The following is a 15,223-nucleotide window of genomic DNA, read 5'->3' on the forward strand; positions in this document are numbered from 1 at the left end:
GACACTTTCGGTATGCGTGACCAGCCTTCCTATCCGCCGCCCCCTGAGGACGTCCAGGAGATCGGCTCGCCCGAGCAGTTCGCGGCGCTCGCCCACCCGTTGCGCCAGCGGCTGCTCTTCGCCCTGGGCCACCGTCCCGCCACCATCAGCCAGCTCGCGGTGCGGCTCGACGCGAAGAAGGGCAACGTGGCCCACCACCTCAAGGTGCTCCGTGACGCCGGGCTGGTGCACGTCGCCGAGACCCGCCAGGTCCGCGGCGGCACCGAGCAGTACTACCAGCGCACGGCCCGCCGTATGGTCGTCGCCGAGCCCCGCGCGGCAGGCACCGCCGCGATGCTGGCCGCGGTCGCCCAGGAGCTGGAGCGCTCGCCGGACGAGACCTGTCTGACGCTGCGTCACCTGCGGCTCAGCCCCGCGAAGGCGAAGGAACTCGGCGAGACCCTCTCCCGGCTGGTCGACGAGGCCGAGGAAGACGCGGAGGACCAGCCCGTGTTCGGCGCGCTGGTGACGCTCTACCAGCACGCCCAGCCGACAGCCGCGGACGGTTCCGCCTCGGGCGTGTTGTGAAAAGTGCGCCACTTCCCCGGACGGCGGACCGGCCACGTCACCGATTTCCGGAACAGGCCCCAGGCGGTGGGGCGGACCGCCGACCTGGTGGCCGGCGCGAAGTGGGGGTGCGGGGCAGGCTCGTCAGGTCGCCAGGGCCGTGCGGAGGAAGGCGAGGATCTCCGTCCGGGCGGCCTGGGCCTGTGGCTCCAACCCGGGCAGGGTGAGGAACGCGTGCTTCGCTGCCGGGTATTCGGACAGCCGCACGGGCGTCCCTGCCTCGCGCAAGCGCTCGGCGTAGCGGCGGCCCTGATCGGCGGCCGCGTCCTGGGTGGGTACCACCACGAGCGCCGGGGCCAGCCCGCTCAGGTCGTCGGCGTACAGCGGTGAGAGCGCGCGGGCGTCGCTCCCCGGTGGGACGGCGAGCTGCTGGAAGAACCGCAGTTGGGGCAGCGCGCGGGACGGGGTGTACGCGTACTCGGCGATCGAGGGGTAGTCGTACATCGTCCCGGTCACGTCGACCGCGGGGTTGACCAGCACCTGCGCCTGGAGGTCGATGCCGGCCTCCCGCGCCCGGATCGCGGCCAGCGCGCAGATCAGGGCGCCGCAGCTCTCGCCGAACACGGCCGCGCGCGCCGGATCGACGCCCCACCGCGCGGCGTTCCGCACCACATGCCGCAGCACGTCCCAGCCGTCGTCGGCGGCGTTCGCGAGCGGACTGTCCGGGGCGATGAGGCGATGCTCGACCGAGACGACCAGCGCGGGCAGCGCCGCGGCGAGGTGGCTGTTGGTCCAGTCGCACTGCACCGCCGTGCCCACGAAGCTGCCGCCGTGCACGTGGACCACGAGGGGCAGTTCGGCCCGGGCGGCGGCCTCCCCGTCTCCCGTCGACGCCGGCCGGTAGACCCGGACCGGCAGGTCGCGGCCGGGCAGCGCGACCTCCTGCCAGGCGATCGAGGCGCCGGGGTCCGGCTCCCCGGTGAACGCCCGCGCCGCGCCGGAGGCCCGGAAACGGTTCTCCGCCTCGCGGTAGGCGATCAGTTCCTCGGTCGTGATCGCCGAGAAGTCCGGCTCCGGCGGCCGATTCGCGCTGCTGATCTCGCTCATGTCTCCTGCTCCCCCTCCCGGCGGATGCCGGGTCCGTCGTTGTGGTCGGGCGGTGCGTCGTCGGGCCGTGCGCTGCGGCGTCGGGCCGTGCCCCGCCCGTACGGCCGTGCGTCGCCATCGGGCGGGCTGACCGTTGTCCTCATTATGCACGCAGTGCGTGCATCAACAAGTGCATAGGTTATGCTCGGCTTGGACGAGAGGGGCGCGATGACGGGCCGACGGCGATGGTCGACCGAGGAGATCCTGGACACGGCGGCGGAGGTGCTGCGTACGAGCGACGCCGAGTCGTTCAGCGTGCGCAAGCTCGCCGCAGCGCTCGGAACCGACTCCTCCAGCCTCTACCGGCACTTCCGCAACAAGACCGAACTGCTGCGCGCGGTCGCCGACCGGATTCTCCTGGCCGCCATGGACGACTACCGCCCCGAGGGCGACTGGAAGCAGCGCATCACCACCCTCGCCCTGCGCCTGCGCGACGCCTTCGGCGAGCAGCCCCAACTCGCCGCGATCTGGGGGCGCTACGCGTCCAGCGGCACCGGGTCCCGGTTGGTCATGGAGGAACTGCTACAGGCTCTGCGCGCGTCCGGCCTGCCCGACGAGGAGATCCCGGCGCGCTACCACCGCGTCGCGATCCTCCTCGCCGCACTGATCGCCTCCGAGGCCGGTATCAGCACCATCACCCCCGCGGAGTACGAACAGGGCATGGAACTCTTCCGCGTCGCGGTGCTCGGCGCGGCCCCCGAGCGCTTCCCCGCTCTGGCCCACTTCGCCCGCGACGTCCGCCCCTTGGGAGTGGACCGCCGCGCCGCGTTCGAAGAGATCCTCGCCGCCCAACTCGCCCACATCGAGGCCCGGATCTCCTGACGGTCCGGATCACGAGCGGCTGCGAGTGGCACCGCGTTCCGCCCCGTCGCCGTCCGGGCCGCGCAACTGCCCTGCGCCCGCCGCGCTTTCGGCCGTCCGTCGTCCATGGGCCGGCCGTTCTCCGCGCCGCCGTAGGTGGCCACCCTCCCGGTCCGGTCCCGCGAGGCCGTGCTCCCGGCCCGGTACCGGTCCGCCCGGTCGTACGGTCCGACTCCTCGTCTCGGCCGCGGCCCGCCCGATCGTACGGTCCGACTCCTCGTCTCGGCTCCACCGCGCCCGGTCGTACGGTCCCACACTTCGCCCGGCCGCCCCCGTACACCAACCCCCCACGCCCGCCCCGCCATACGCCCCGCCATTCGCCCCGCGCCCCGCCCCTCCGCACACCCCGCGCAGCGGCACCCCCGCCAACCCCCCGCGTTCAACTCCTTGACGCCCGATCACTGCCGGACCAGACTGCCGACGGCGCAGATGACAACGATGTCAAGCGAGTTATTTTACGGCAGGGGAAGGTTCACTGTGTATCGACGAAGCAGAAGACGGACCAGATTCGGGGTCCTGGCGCTGGCGCTGACGGCGTGCGTGGCGGCGGCGCCGCAGGCGCTCGCGGCGGCCGCGTCCCCCGGCGGGTTCGGCGGCGCGGGCTCGCACACCGCGCTGGTGTCCGACCCGACCTCATACGTCGATCCGTTGATCGGCACGCAGAAGGGGGCCGACTGGGAGAACACCTTCCCGGGTGTGACCGCCCCGTTCGGCATGATGCAGTTCAGTCCGGACACCACCTCCGGCGGCACCGGGTACAACTACGACGACAAGGCGATCCGGGGCTTCAGCCTCGACCACTTCTCGGGCGGCTGCTCGTCCTTCGGCGACATCCCGATCCTGCCGGTGACCGGCGCGGTCGGCGCGGACCCGGCCGGGCGCACCGAGCACTTCTCGCACGACGACGAGCAGGCCGTGCCCGGCTCGTACGCGGTGAAGCTCGCCGACTCCGGCGTGCAGGTGAACCTCGGCGCGACCACCCGCACCGGCATCGCCAAGTTCGACTATCCGGCGGGCAGTCAGGCGCAGGTGCTGGTCAAGTCCGGTACCAGCCTGGGCGGTGACCTGTCCGCGGACGTGCAGGTGGTGAACGACCACGAGCTGTCGGGCACGACCACGCCACACGGTCTGTGCAACAACAGCAAGTACACGATGTACTTCGACATCACCTTCGACCGGCCGTTCACCGCACACGGCACCTGGCAGGGCGGCAGCGTCACGCCCGGCGCGTCGAGTGCGTCGGGCTCGGGCTCGGGCGCGTACCTGACGTTCGACACCTCCGCGAGCCGCAGCGTGACGGCGAAGGTCGGCATGTCCTACGTCAGCACGGCGGGCGCGGCCAAGAACTCGGCCGCGGAGATCCCGGGGTGGAACGTGGCGCACGTGCAGGCCGACACCCGCGCGGCCTGGCGGAACCTGATGCGCAAGGTGGACGTGGGAGGGGCGAGCAAGGACGAACTGACCACGTTCTACACGTCGTTGTACCGCTCGTTCCAGTCGCCGAGCGTCTTCAACGACGTCGACGGCCGCTACATCGGCTTCGACGACGCGATCCACACCGTGCCGAAGGGCCACACCCAGTACGCGACGTTCTCCGACTGGGACATCTACCGCTCGCTGGCCCCGCTGCAGACGATGCTCTACCCGGACAAGGCCGGCGACATGGCCAACTCGCTGCTGCGCGACGCCCAGCAGCAGGGCGGCTGGTGGCCGAAGTGGCCGTCGCAGAACATGACCGGCAACGTGATGAACGGCGACAACGGCGTGCCGCTGTTCGCCCAGTACGTCGCCTTCGGTGCGAAGGGCGTCGACGTCAAGGACGCCCTGCCGATCATGAAGAAGGCGGCGACGACCTCGCAGAAGGTCGGCTGGGGCTGGGTGGAACGGCCCGGCATCGAGGACTACGTCAAGCTCGGCTACGCGCCCAACGACGCCACCTCGCAAGGCGATCACGGCCTGCAGGGCGCCTCGGAGACCCTGGAGTGGGCCACCGACGACTTCGCGATCTCCCAACTCGCCGCCTCCGTCGGCGATCACCGGACCCAGGCGGAGTACGCCAAGCGCGGCAACAACTGGCAGAACATCTACGACCCCGCCACCGGCTACCTGCGCCCGCGTGACGACAACGGCTCCTTCCCGGCCGGCCCCGGCTTCCAGACCCCGCCGGCCGGCGCGTTCGGGCAGGACGGCTACGACGAGGGCAACGCGGCGCAGTACAACTGGTCGGTTCAGCAGGACATCGCCGGACTGGTCGCCGCGATGGGCGGCAAGGACAAGGTGATCCCGCGCCTGGACGACTTCTTCTCCCAGCTCAACGCGGGCGGCAACGCGCCGTACGACTGGGCGGGCAACGAGATCGACACCACCGCGCCGTGGATGTACGACTACGTCGGCCAGCCGTGGAAGACGCAGGAGGTGGCCCGGCGGTTCGAGACCGAGCTGTTCACCACCGCGCCCGACGGGCTGCCCGGCAACGACGACAACGGCGCGCTGTCCTCGGAGTACGTGTGGGCGGCGCTCGGCATGATGCCCGCCACCCCTGGCACCCCGACGCTGGCGCTGAACAGCCCGCTGGTCAAGCGGGCCGTGATCAGCCTCGGCACCGGTCACAAGATCACCATCGACGCGCCGAAGGCCGCCGACAACGCCCCCTACGTCACCGGGATGCGGCTGGACGGCCGTACCTTCGCCGCCACCGCGCTGCCCGCGTCGTTCGCCACCCGCGGCGGCGCGCTCGACGTGAGCCTGTCCACCCGGCCCGACACCCACTGGGCCACGGGCGCGCAGGCGGCCCCGCCGTCGTACCGGGACTACGAGGTCCCGGCGGTCGGCTACCTGACCCCGACCGGGACGCAGGTCGCCCCGGGCGGCACCTCGCTGCCGGGCACGGTCGGCGTCTCCGAACTGGCCGGCCACGCCGGCAAGGTGCACTGGAGTGCCGCCTCCGACGTGGCCGGGGTGAGCGTCACCCCGTCGTCGGGCACGCTCGACCTGACCCGCGCCGCGAGCGCGAAGGTGCCGGTCTCCATCGCGGTCGCCGACGGCACCCCGTCCGGCTACCACCCGGTGAAGGTCTCCTTCACCACCGCGAGCGGTCAGTCCCTGCCCGGCGGCGCGTCCGTGATCACCGTGCCGGCCGCCGACGGTGCCGCGACCTCCTGCGACACCCTCGGCGCCACCGACACCGAGTGCGGGCTGCGGCTGCGCGACAACGGCGACGGCCACACCACGCCGGTCACGGTCGGCGGCCGCTCCGGCCGCTCCACCACCGACGGTTCCCCGTTCGAGTACTTCGATGTGGACAACACCACGGTTCCGGGCGGCAGTTACCACGCCACGGTGACCATCGACTACTACGACCACGGCACCGGGAGCTGGAGCCTGCAGTACGACGCGACCGGAAACGCGTACAAGTCGACGGCGCCGGTGGCCAAGACCGGCACCGACACCTGGAAGACCGCCACGTTCACGGTGGACGACGCGGCCTTCCACAACGGCGAGAACGCGGGCACCGACTTCCGCCTCGCCAACAGCGGTGACACCGGCACCATCGGCCGGGTGCACGTCTCGGTCACCGGCGACAACGTCCTGGCGCTGCACCTCTGCCCGGACGACAACTGACCCGCTGACGCGGTGACGCCGCTGATCCGGCGGCGCGTTGACGCGGTGAACCGCTGGGCGCCGGCGCGTGCGCGTGCCGGTGTTCCCGAGAGGCTGCCGATCGGCCCCAAGGCCGGTCGGCAGCCTCATGTGTGACGGATGGTCAGTTCTTCGGCCCCCGCGTCGCGGCGGGTGCGCCGTGTGGGTTCGGTGTGTGTGGTGTGACCACTGTGTGCGGGCCGGGCGCCAACTCCTTGACGCTGGGCCGGGGTCGGCTGAGACTGCCTAACGAGCCGCTAGACCCCCGATCCGTAGATTGAGAGCGTTCTCTGCATGATAAATCGAAGGATCGGTCGCGAATTGAGGCTATGAAATAACGGATACAAGCGCGATCAACCCCCACTATCCGCGCTGACCCGAGCGTTCACTTCATGAACCCGGGTGAAAGGACCCCCCATGCGCAGACCATCCATCAAGGCCCGCACCGCGGCCCGGTGGCGTCACAGGACCCCCCGCCGGCGCGGCTACGCCGTACTCGGTGCCGCCACCTTGCTGCTCGCCGCACTGACGGGCTTGACCGGAACGGCCGGCGCCGCCTCGGCGGCGGAGTCCGCCGGCCACGTCGACACGGCCGCCCGACCCGCGGCCGACGCGGCGGACTGCCCGGCGCAGTCCGACACCCCCGACTTCGGGCCGAACGTGCACGTCTTCGACCCGTCGATGGGCGACGCCGCGATCCAGTCCCAACTCGACACCCAGTTCAACCAGATGAAGGACACCCAGACCGCCCAGTTCAGCGAGAACCGGGTGGCCGACCTGTTCAAACCCGGCAGCTACAGCGTCGAGGACAACGTCGGCTTCTACACGTCCGTGGCCGGACTCGGCCAGAACCCGGACGACGTCACCATCAACGGCGACGTCACCGTGGACGCCTTCAACGCCTCCGACGCCGGCAACGCCACGCAGAACTTCTGGCGCAGCGCGGAGAACCTGGCGATCAACCCCTCCAGCGGCACCGACCGTTGGGCGGTCGCCCAGGCCGCGCCGTTCCGCCGGATCGACGTGCACGGCAACCTGGCGCTCTACCCGGCCAGTTACGGCTACGCCAGCGGTGGCTTCATCGCCGACACCAAGGTCAGCGGCCAGGCGTCGTCGGTGTCGCAGCAGCAGTGGTACACCCGCAACAGCAACCTCGGAAGCTGGGACGGCGGCGTGTGGAACATGGTCTTCTCCGGCGTCAGCGGAGCTCCGGGCAACACCTTCCCCAACCCCCCGGAGACCACCCTCGCCACCACCCCGGTCTCGCGCGACGTGCCGTACCTGTACGTCGACGGCTCGGGCAACTACCGGGTGTTCGAGCCGAGCCTGGAGACGAACTCCTCCGGCGCGAGCTGGGCGAACGGCAGCACGCCCGGCACCTCGCTGCCGATGAGCCAGTTCTACGTGGTGAAGGCCGGCGACACCGCGGCCACCATCAACAACGCGCTCGCCGAGGGCTGCAACCTGTTCGTCACCCCGGGTGTGTACCACCTGAACCAGACGCTCAACGTGACGCGCGCGGACACCACCATCCTGGGCGTGGGCTACCCGACCTTCGTCCCGGACAACGGCGTCAACGCGATGCAGGTCGCCGACGTCGACGGAGTCCGGATCAAGGGGCTGCTCTTCGACGCGGGCACCACCAACTCGCAGGCGCTGCTCACCGTCGGGCCGTCCGGCTCCTCCGCGGACCACTCGGCCGACCCCACCACCATCCAGGACGTCTTCTTCCGGATCGGCGGTGAGAACGCCGGCAAGGCGACCGACAGTCTCGTCGTCAACAGCAACAACACCATCATCGACCACATCTGGGCCTGGCGCGCCGACCACGGCAACGCGGGCACCGTCGGCTGGAACACCAACACCGCGGACAACGGGCTGACCGTCAACGGCAACAACGTGCTCGCCGACGGCCTGTTCGTGGAGCACTACCAGAAGTACGAGGTGGTGTGGAACGGCCAGGGCGGCAAGACCATCTTCTTCCAGAACGAGAACCCCTACGACCCGCCGGACCAGGCGTCCTGGATGAGTTCGTCGGGCGTCAACGGCTACGCGGCCTACAAGGTGGCGGACAACGTCACCTCCCACGAGGCGTGGGGCCTGGGCAGCTACTGCTACTTCAACGTCAACCCCGCCGTGAACAACTACCACGCCTTCGAGGTCCCCAACACCCCGGGCGTGAAGTTCCACGACGCGCTGACCGTCTCGCTGGGCGGCGTGGGCACCATCAGCCACGTCATCAACGACACCGGAGCGGTCACCGCCTCCAACACGACGCCCAGCAACGTCGTGAGTTTCCCGTAGATCCGCACCTGCGGACCGCACCACTCGCGCCGGGTGAACGACCCGGACGAGCTGCATGACCCGCACCAACCGCATGACCGCACCACCCGCACCGAGCGCGGCCCCGGACGCCCCCGCCCACGTAGGCGAGGGCCTCCGGGGCCGCGTCCATGCCACCGGCGTACGGCCCCCCGGCGTACGGCCCCCGGAGTACGGCGCCCCGGCGTACGGCCTGCGGCGCCGCGGTCAGCAGCCCGCCCGGCGGTAGATCCGCGCTCCCTGGACGACGGCGACCGGCACGTAGTCGCGGTCCACCAGACGCGCGAGCGGCGGGTAGTCCGCCAGCGGGTACGGGGTGCCGGCGGAGTCGTCGACCACCAAGCACGGGGGAGCGGCGGCCAGTTCGCGGCGGAGGCCGGCCCATGCGCCCGGGACGGCGTAGCGGGCGCCCACGCGGTGGACGTCCGCGCCGCCGCTGAAGTTGGTGAGCAGCCCGGCGGTGAGGTAGCGGCTGCCCGCGGGCCGGCCGGCGAGCCAGTACACCTCCGGGTGCATGCCCCACAGGAAGACGCGCTGCCCGGGCTTGCTGTAGCCGTCCACCGCCGAGGCCACCGCGAGCGACTTGCCCAGCTCCGGCGGCTGACCTCGCAGCGCGCCGGCGGTGAAGGCCGCGCAGACCGCCACCGCGCACGCGACCGCGAAGGCGGTGGCGCGGGACCGGCCGAACCAGGCCGCCACGGCGCCCCGTTGGAAGGGCGCTGACCGCGGGTGGCGGGGCGTCGCGCTCGCCGCACGCACCGCCAGCAGCGCGAGCGGGGGCACCAGTTGCAGGAAGTAGTGGCCGTAGAAACGGAATCCCGCGCTGACGCCGGCCGCGGAGGCGAGCAGCCACAGCAGCAACACGCCGTCGAACGAGCTGAGTTGGCGGCGGGCGCGGAGGCGGGGCAGCAGGCGGGGCAGGAGGGGCGCGCAGCCGGCGAGGACGACGGCGAGCCGCAGCAGGATGCCGGCCGCGTGCCCGCACATCGCGGCCACGCTCTGCGGCGAGTCGGCGTAGGACCCGGAGGAGAGGAAGATCCAGAACACGAAGGGGCGTACGCCCAGCAGGAGCGCGCAGCCGGCGATCGGCAGCAGCAGGCCCGCCGCCAGGGCCGCGCCGTGCCGCAGCCGGCGCCGCCGCGGTGAGGTGAGCACCATCACGGCCAGCGGCAGGAGCGGGGCGAGGCCGACCTGCTTGGTGAGGGTGGCGACGGCCAGGGCGAGGCCGGCGGCGAGGAAGCGGTGCCGCGCGCCGTAGTACATCGCGGCCGCGGTCGCCGGGAGCATGAAGATCTCGAAGGTCGCCGCCATCGCGTCGGGCGGCGGCAGCGCCGCCGACAGGGCGACGGTCAGCACGCCGGCCGGCAGCGCCGCCGACCGGCCCCACGCGACCGCTGCCAGCCGCGCGACGAACACCGCGGTGACCGTAAGGGCCAGCACCGCGCACACCCGCACCAGCCACAGCGTGCCGGGCCCGGTCAGGGCGAAGCACGCTTCGTACAGCCAGGGCACCAGGGGCGGTTTGCGGTCCACCACGTCGGCGTACATCCGCCCGCCGTGGTGCAGGGCGACCGCTTCGGTGCCGAGATAGCCCTCGTCCGGGCTCCAGAACGGGCGCCGGAAGGAGGGCGCGCGCACCGCGAGGGAGAGCGCGAGCAGGATCGCGGCCTGGGTGACCGGGTGGTGGAGCCGCGGCCGGCTCGCGCGCGGGTCGGAGCGCGAGCCGGTGCCGGGACCGGTACGGCGGGAGGGCCGCTCGGGCGCGGGCGCAGGACGCGGGCCGGGTGGCGCGACCGTGCCGGCCGTCACGGCGAGCACCGCCACCGGCCTGCCCCGTGCCACCCTGCCGTTCGCCACGGTCGCCATACCTTCGCCCCTCTCCCGGACCTGGACCCTGGACCGGCTCCGGCCCGGCGCGGACATCCGTCATCCACTGACGCACAGTCACCACGCTCGGGATGTCGACCCAACGCATCGGTCCACTAGTTAACTAGTGGACTGGATGATGCGCGGGATTTCGGCGGGCTGTCAAACGAGGGCTGAACGCCGCAGCTCAGCAGGGTGTGGCGACTCTCAGGGGCGTCATGTGGCGGTCTGCGCGGCGCCGCATGGCGCCGAGGGTGGGCGGTCGGAAGGAGTGGAGTGCCGAGTGCGACGCGGGTCTAGGTCCACCGGTCCACTAGTGATATAGTGCGCCCGTGGTCACCTACCGTATCGAACGGCGAAGCGGCGTCGCCGCCTACCAGCAGATCGTGCGGCAGACCGAACAGGCCCTGCGGCTCGGCCAGTTGGCGCCCGGCGACAAGCTCCCCTCAGCGGCCGAGGTGGTGGCCGCCACCGCGATCAACCCGAACACCGTGCTCAAGGCGTACCGCGAACTGGAGCGCCAGGGGCTGGTCGAGGCCCGCCAGGGCGTGGGGACGTTCGTCCGCAAGTCGCTCGCCCAGCCCGGCTCCGCCGCCGACTCCCCGCTGCACGAGGGCCTGCGGGCCTGGATGGCCGCCGCCCGCGCCGCCGACCTCGGCCGCGAGGACGTCGCCGCACTGCTGACCTCCGCTCTCGACGAGTCCTTCCCGCGCGCCGCCGACACCCGCGTGCCCGGAACAGGGACGTACGACGCCCACCCGCACGGCTAGCGAGGACCGATGACCGACCACCCCTCGGCCGGTGTCCCGCGCACCGGCACCGAGGCACCCGCGCTGGAGGCGAGCGGCCTCGGCATCCGCAACCGCGCCGAATGGGCGCTGCGCCACTGCGACTTCCGGGTCCCGGCCGGCCGGGTGGCCGGCCTGGTCGGGCCCAACGGAGACGGCAAGAGCTCCCTGCTCGCGGTCGCCGCCGGACTGCGCGCCCCGACCGAGGGCACCTTGCGGGTGCTCGGCCACCGGCCCGGCGCCGGCGCCGTCCTGCCCCGCGTCGGCCTGCTGCTCCAGGACCGGCCGCTGCACTCCGCGTTCACCGTCGCCGAGACGCTGCGCTACGGCCGGGAGATGAACCCGCGGTGGGACGACGCCGGCGCGCGGAGCGTCGTGGCCGACGCCGACGTGCCGCTGGATGCCAAGGTCGGCCACCTCTCCGGCGGCCAGCGCACCTGCGTCGCGCTCGCCCTCACCCTCGGCAAACGCCCCGACCTGCTGCTGCTCGACGAGCCGATGGCCGACCTCGACCCGCTGCGCCGGCACGCCATGATGGCCGCGCTGATGACCACCGCCGCCGAACACGGCACCACCGTGGTGATGTCCTCGCACATCCTCGCCGAGCTGGACCTCGTCTGCGACTACGTACTCCTGCTCGCACACGGCCGGATGCTGGTCGCCGACGACGTGGAGTTCGTCCAGGCCGCGCACACCCTGGTCACCCACACCCTCGACGGCCACGAGCCGTCCGGCGTCCGGGCAGGCGCCGATCCGCGCTCCCACCACCGGCGCGGCGCCGCCCGCCCCGACCCGGCCGCCCCGCTGCCGGACGCGCTGCTCGGCCACACCGTCGTGGAAGCGCGCACCACCGGCCGGCAGCTCACCGCGATGATCCAGCTGCCGACCTCCCTCGACCCCGCCGTGAGCGCCGAACCGCCCAGCCTGGAGGAGATCCTGCTGGCCTACCTGCGCAACCCGCAGGCCCCGCCCCTGCTCGCGCCCGCCGACGTGCCGCCGACCCGCCCGGCCGACGAGATACGCGCGCACCACCACCAGGACCACACGGACCCCGACCGATGAGCGCCCTCGCCCGCTACGTGTCCTGGCCGCCGCCCGAGGAGCGCCCGGCCCGGCTGCCGTTCCCGCTGCCCCGCCTCGCCGGCCCCGCCTGGCTGGCCTGGCGGAAGCACCGGGCGGTCTACCGCACGATGGTCGCGTTCGCCGTCCTCGGCGCGCTGTGGTCGGTGTGGGAACACCACCAACTCGTCTCCGGCGTGCACCACTACGCCGACATCTGCCGAACCTCACCCCAGCGGTGCGACCCCGGCAACGACGACGCGGCTCCGCCGGCCATCCCGAGCGTCGTGCACATGGTCTTCGACCGGTCGCCGTCCGTGCTGCGCTACCTGCCGCTCGCGGTCGGTGCGCTGCTCGGCGGACCGCTGTTCGCGCAGGACCTGGAGTCCGGAACCCACCGTCTGGCCTGGACGCAGTCCATCGGCCGCCGCGAATGGGTCGCGGTCAGGCTCGGCACGGCAGCGCTGATCACCACCGCGGCCGCCGCCGTGCTGACCGTGCCGGTCACCTGGTGGTGGTACTCCAGCTGGCGCGGCCACAGCGGCACCGGCCCCGACCGCTCCGCCTGGCGCGCGACCATCTGGTGGAACGGCTGGGACTTCTTCGCCTGGACCGGCCCGGTCGGCGTCGCCCACATCCTGCTCGCCCTGATGATCGGCGCGGTCACCGGCGTGCTGCTGCGCCGTACCCTGCCCGCGGTCGCGGCCGGCGCCGGGCTCAGCGAGGCCGCCCTGCTCGGGCTGGAGAAGCTGCGCCCGCACCTGCTGACCCCGTCCGTCCGCCGCAGCCGCGGCCTCGGCCTCGACTTCCCGAACTCCCCGCGTGACGCCTGGTACCAGGGCCTCGGATACGTCCGGGCCGACGGCACGCTCACCAGCCACGATCCATGCACCAGTGCCAGGGTCCGCGACGTGCCCGCATGCATGCGGCAGCACCACATCGTCGGGCACTACAGCAGTGCCTTCAAGATGAACCAGTTCCTTCCGCTCCAGCTGATCGAGACCGGGATCTGCCTCGCGGTGTGCGCCGCCCTGGCCGCCTTCTGCCTCTGGTACGTCCCCCGCATCACCGCACGTTGAGCAGTGCGCTCCGCCGGGCACCGCCGGCCGCCTGGCACCGCCGCCTGCCGGGCGGCGCGGCCCGCGTCGTGCGACGCGCCCGGCCATTCACCCCGCGGGTGCGGGGAGTTCGCGTGCGGTGAGAAGGGCGTGGACGGGACCGAGCAGCGCCCTGCGCTCCTCGGCGAGTTGGTCCACGACGACGCTGCATCCCAGCCAACCGGCGCCGCACTCCTCGGCCATGGCGCGGGCGGTCGCGGCCTGGCTGCCGGTCTCGATCCAGTCGTCGACCAGGACGACCCGGTCGCCCACCCCGAGCGAGCCCCGCTGCATCCGCAGGGTGTGCCGGCGGCGACGGTAGTCGGGCGGTGTGCGCCGCACGACCTTGTCCCCGGGGAACAGGCTGCCCGACTTGCGGATCGGCACGAACCCGGCGCCCAGCGCGACGGCCGCGGCGCCGCCGAGGAGGAACCCGCGCGACTCGATCCCGCAGACCGCGGTGACCCGCGCGTCCCGGAACGGCGCGACGAGCCCGGCGACCACCGCCGCCATGGCCTCCGCGTCCCGGAAGACCGCCCACACGTCGGCGTGCCCTTGGTCCCACCGGAAGTGTTCGAGCACCAGATCACGGGCAAGTACGGTCACACGCCGCAGTGTCGCGGTCCGCGCCGACCCGCGGCAATCCGATATCGCCGCCGGCCGGGTCCGTCTGCCGTGTCAACACCCGTCCCGGACGGTCGAGTTCACGCTGCCAGGCGTCGGCCCGCACGCCGGCGCGTCGCAGACGTCGACGGCGCCGCAGGTCCGCGGGGGCCGCGCCGTCCCCCACCACGTCCGGCGACCGCGATCCGGGCCGGCCTTCCGCAAGGCGTCCAGCGGCCCCCGGTGCCGATGCGGCCAACCAGGCGAGCGGTGCCTCGCGTTCCCGAGGTGCGGCCGGGGCGTCCGGCGCCGCGAACGCGGCCGAGGGCGCGACGCCGGGCCCCGCCGCCACGATGCCGGCCCAGCGCCGGCAAGAGCAGGGCCTCGTCCCCCCGGGTCGTCCATCACCGTGCTCCGGGCGACGGACAACGGTCCTCCCGCCCCCGGGTGCCGCTCAGCCCGACGGCAGCGCGGCGCACGGCAGGGCCCGCTCGGTCGTCCCGCCCCGGCCGTCCGGCTCGACGCGGTACAGGCGGGCGGCGGGGACGCGGGTGACCGCTTCGGTGAGGTGGCCGTCGGTGAACAGGGCCGCGGCGCCGTCGTCGACCGCCCAACCCGGGGGCAGGGCACCGGAGGCCACGAAGGCGCGGTAGGACTCGCGGCGCCCGGCCTCGGTGCCGTAGTGCGGGCAGACGGAGCCGGGCAGCAGGCCCAACCCGTCGGGCAGGAAGGTGAGCGGGCCGAAGGAGTCGGTGTGGGAGCCCAGGGCCCAGCAGTTGGCGCCCGCGCTGACCCCGCACATCAGGGTCCCGAGGTCGTACGCCTCGCGCAGCAGCCGGTCCAGGCCGTGCACGCGCCATACCGCCAGCAGGTTCGCGGTGTTGCCGCCGCCGACGTAGACGACGTCCTGCGCGAGCACGAACGCACGCAGCGCCTGGTCGTCCAACTCCCGCCGGAACAGGGACAGTACGGTCGCCTCGCAGTCCCCGCGCGGCTCGAACGCGGCACGGAACCGGGCGACGTATCCCTCGGCGTCGCCGCTGGCGGTGGGCACGAAGCAGACCCGGGGGCGCGGGACCCGCGCGTGCCCGAGCAGCCAGTCGTCGATCAACCCGTCGTCGCCGGCGGAGAAACCCCCGCCGAGCAGGGCGACTTGGCGCGCCGGGGGAGTGGTGGACACGAGTTGCCTCCTCGGACGTGCGGATACCGGGACGGTCCGGCGCCGGCGGACCCGGACCGCGGCGGAGCGACGGCAGCCGGGCCGTGGCACGAGACCCGGACCCGGACCCGGACCCG

The 15,223-nt window shown here is 72.8% G+C and carries 11 protein-coding genes; 7 read left to right on the forward strand and 4 right to left on the reverse strand.

Annotated elements, in window-relative coordinates; genetic code table 11:
• Window positions 1-12: 12 nt before the first annotated feature.
• A complete protein-coding gene (locus OG896_RS35915; protein ID WP_329372117.1) occupies window positions 13-567 on the forward strand; it encodes an ArsR/SmtB family transcription factor in 555 nt (184 codons plus the stop codon).
• Between the two features lie 123 nt (window positions 568-690).
• On the opposite strand, the gene OG896_RS35920 is transcribed toward OG896_RS35915, so the two are convergent.
• On the reverse strand, window positions 691-1,653 hold the full coding sequence (locus tag OG896_RS35920; protein ID WP_329372119.1) for an alpha/beta hydrolase: 963 nt from the start codon (window positions 1,651-1,653) through the stop codon (window positions 691-693).
• A 207-nt stretch (window positions 1,654-1,860) separates the two neighbouring features.
• Here OG896_RS35920 and OG896_RS35925 point away from each other — a divergent pair, with 207 nt between their 5' ends.
• The 3 genes from OG896_RS35925 to OG896_RS35935 all read left to right on the forward strand — a co-directional run bounded on the left by OG896_RS35925 (window position 1,861) and on the right by OG896_RS35935 (window position 8,496).
• Window positions 1,861-2,514 (forward strand): TetR/AcrR family transcriptional regulator, encoded by a 654-nt coding sequence (locus tag OG896_RS35925; RefSeq protein ID WP_329372121.1) that lies wholly within the window; start codon window positions 1,861-1,863, stop codon window positions 2,512-2,514.
• Between the two features lie 516 nt (window positions 2,515-3,030).
• Entirely contained in the window at window positions 3,031-6,174 is a 3,144-nt protein-coding gene (locus OG896_RS35930) for a GH92 family glycosyl hydrolase (RefSeq protein ID WP_329372123.1), read from the forward strand.
• A gap of 435 nt (window positions 6,175-6,609) precedes the next feature.
• Complete coding sequence (locus tag OG896_RS35935) at window positions 6,610-8,496, forward strand: hypothetical protein (protein WP_329372125.1); 1,887 nt, start codon at window positions 6,610-6,612, stop codon at window positions 8,494-8,496.
• A 225-nt stretch (window positions 8,497-8,721) separates the two neighbouring features.
• Here the strand turns inward: OG896_RS35935 and OG896_RS35940 are convergent, their stop codons facing one another.
• Complete coding sequence (locus OG896_RS35940; RefSeq protein ID WP_329372126.1) at window positions 8,722-10,380, reverse strand: ArnT family glycosyltransferase; 1,659 nt, start codon at window positions 10,378-10,380, stop codon at window positions 8,722-8,724.
• Between the two features lie 332 nt (window positions 10,381-10,712).
• On the opposite strand from OG896_RS35940, the gene OG896_RS35945 reads away from it, so the two are divergent.
• Genes OG896_RS35945 through OG896_RS35955 form a run of 3 tightly spaced genes read left to right on the forward strand, consistent with a single transcriptional unit; the run spans window position 10,713 to window position 13,306 of the window.
• Window positions 10,713-11,150, forward strand: coding sequence for a GntR family transcriptional regulator (locus OG896_RS35945; RefSeq protein WP_328460936.1), 438 nt, complete (start codon window positions 10,713-10,715; stop codon window positions 11,148-11,150).
• A 9-nt stretch (window positions 11,151-11,159) separates the two neighbouring features.
• Entirely contained in the window at window positions 11,160-12,230 is a 1,071-nt protein-coding gene (locus tag OG896_RS35950) for an ABC transporter ATP-binding protein (RefSeq protein ID WP_329372129.1), read from the forward strand.
• Window positions 12,227-13,306, forward strand: a complete 1,080-nt coding sequence (locus tag OG896_RS35955; RefSeq protein ID WP_329372131.1) for a cell wall protein — start codon at window positions 12,227-12,229, stop codon at window positions 13,304-13,306. Before OG896_RS35950 ends, OG896_RS35955 begins: the two co-directional genes overlap by 4 nt.
• 87 nt (window positions 13,307-13,393) lie before the next feature.
• On the opposite strand, the gene OG896_RS35960 is transcribed toward OG896_RS35955, so the two are convergent.
• Both OG896_RS35960 and OG896_RS35965 read right to left on the reverse strand, forming a co-directional pair.
• Window positions 13,394-13,930, reverse strand: coding sequence for a phosphoribosyltransferase (locus OG896_RS35960; protein WP_329372133.1), 537 nt, complete (start codon window positions 13,928-13,930; stop codon window positions 13,394-13,396).
• 451 nt (window positions 13,931-14,381) lie between these two features.
• The gene (locus OG896_RS35965) at window positions 14,382-15,107 is read right to left on the reverse strand and encodes a peptidase E (protein WP_329372135.1); all 726 of its coding nucleotides are present in this window, start codon (window positions 15,105-15,107) and stop codon (window positions 14,382-14,384) included.
• Between the last annotated feature and the right edge of the window lie 116 nt (window positions 15,108-15,223).

The organism is Streptomyces sp. NBC_00669, assembly GCF_036226785.1.
Classification (GTDB): domain Bacteria; phylum Actinomycetota; class Actinomycetes; order Streptomycetales; family Streptomycetaceae; genus Actinacidiphila.

Excerpts from the sequence above, each read along its gene's own strand:
- OG896_RS35955 (WP_329372131.1), top strand. The coding sequence starts at position 12,227 with ATGAGCGCCCTCGCCCGCTACGTGTCCTGGCCGCCGCCCGAGGAGCGC.
- OG896_RS35940 (WP_329372126.1), bottom strand. The coding sequence starts at position 10,380 with ATGGCGACCGTGGCGAACGGCAGGGTGGCACGGGGCAGGCCGGTGGCG.
- OG896_RS35925 (WP_329372121.1), top strand. The coding sequence starts at position 1,861 with ATGACGGGCCGACGGCGATGGTCGACCGAGGAGATCCTGGACACGGCG.
- OG896_RS35920 (WP_329372119.1), bottom strand. The coding sequence starts at position 1,653 with ATGAGCGAGATCAGCAGCGCGAATCGGCCGCCGGAGCCGGACTTCTCG.
- OG896_RS35915 (WP_329372117.1), top strand. The coding sequence starts at position 13 with ATGCGTGACCAGCCTTCCTATCCGCCGCCCCCTGAGGACGTCCAGGAG.
- OG896_RS35950 (WP_329372129.1), top strand. The coding sequence starts at position 11,160 with ATGACCGACCACCCCTCGGCCGGTGTCCCGCGCACCGGCACCGAGGCA.
- OG896_RS35935 (WP_329372125.1), top strand. The coding sequence starts at position 6,610 with ATGCGCAGACCATCCATCAAGGCCCGCACCGCGGCCCGGTGGCGTCAC.